Source organism: Parafrankia sp. Ea1.12 (assembly GCF_900465275.1).
Lineage (GTDB): Bacteria > Actinomycetota > Actinomycetes > Frankiales > Frankiaceae > Parafrankia > Parafrankia soli.
In genome coordinates, this window is record NZ_UBIZ01000389.1 from 1 (window position 1) to 831 (window position 831).

Below are 831 nucleotides of genomic sequence, written 5' to 3' on the forward strand. Positions count from 1 at the left end.
GGGTCGCTTAGAGCGTGTCTCACGTCGAGTGCGGGAGTTTTTTCCAGCAGGTGATCGCGGCGGCGAGGCAGAGGAAGCCGAGGAAGTTCCGGCCGTTGCGTTCGTAGCGGACGGTCAGCCGGCGGTAGCCGTCAAGCCACGCGATCGTTCGTTCGATCTTCCACCTGTGCCGGCCGAGACGTTCGGTGCTCTCCACCCCGCACCGGGCGATACGTACCGCGATACGACGCCTGCGCAGGAAACGACGCAGCTCCGGCTGGTCGTAGGCCTTGTCTGCCCGCAGCTTGTCCGGCCGGCGCCGCCGTGGCCCATGCCGGGAACGGATCGCCGGGATACTCGCGACCAGCGGGATGAGGACCTGGCTGTCATGCAGGTTCGCCGTCGAGACCGCCACAACCAGCGGCAACCCGGCCCCGTCGGTCAGAACATGCAGCTTCGAACCCGCTTTGCCACGATCGACCGGGTTCGGACCGGTCAGAGATCCCCCCTTTTCGCCCGCAGACTGGCCGCGTCCACGATCACCGACGACCAGTCGACCTGCCCGGCCCCGCCGTGGGCGTCGAGGACCGCCCGGTGCAGCCGGAACCAGACCCCCGCCTGGGTCCAGGTCTGGAACCGGCGGTGCGCCGTGGGTACCGACACCCCGAACTCGGCAGGCAGATGCCGCCAGGCGCACCCCGCCGTCAGCACGTAGACCACCGCAGTGAACACCGCCCGATCCTCTATCGGCGCGGTCCCACCACCCTGGTGGCGGGTCTCGAACCGGGGCAGCAGCGGTTCCACCAGCTCCCACAGATCGTCCGGGACCAGCCGCCCGGCGATGTTGCTCCG

1 protein-coding gene is annotated in these 831 nt (G+C 69.1%); it reads right to left on the reverse strand.

The window, feature by feature from the left end; all coding sequences use genetic code 11:
* Positions 1–19 precede the first annotated feature (19 nt).
* A protein-coding gene (locus FMEAI12_RS22310) for an IS5 family transposase (protein WP_200835378.1) occupies positions 20–822 on the reverse strand; the annotation gives its coding sequence in 2 pieces (ribosomal slippage) (positions 20–492 and positions 492–822; 804 coding nt in all).
* Positions 823–831 lie beyond the last annotated feature (9 nt).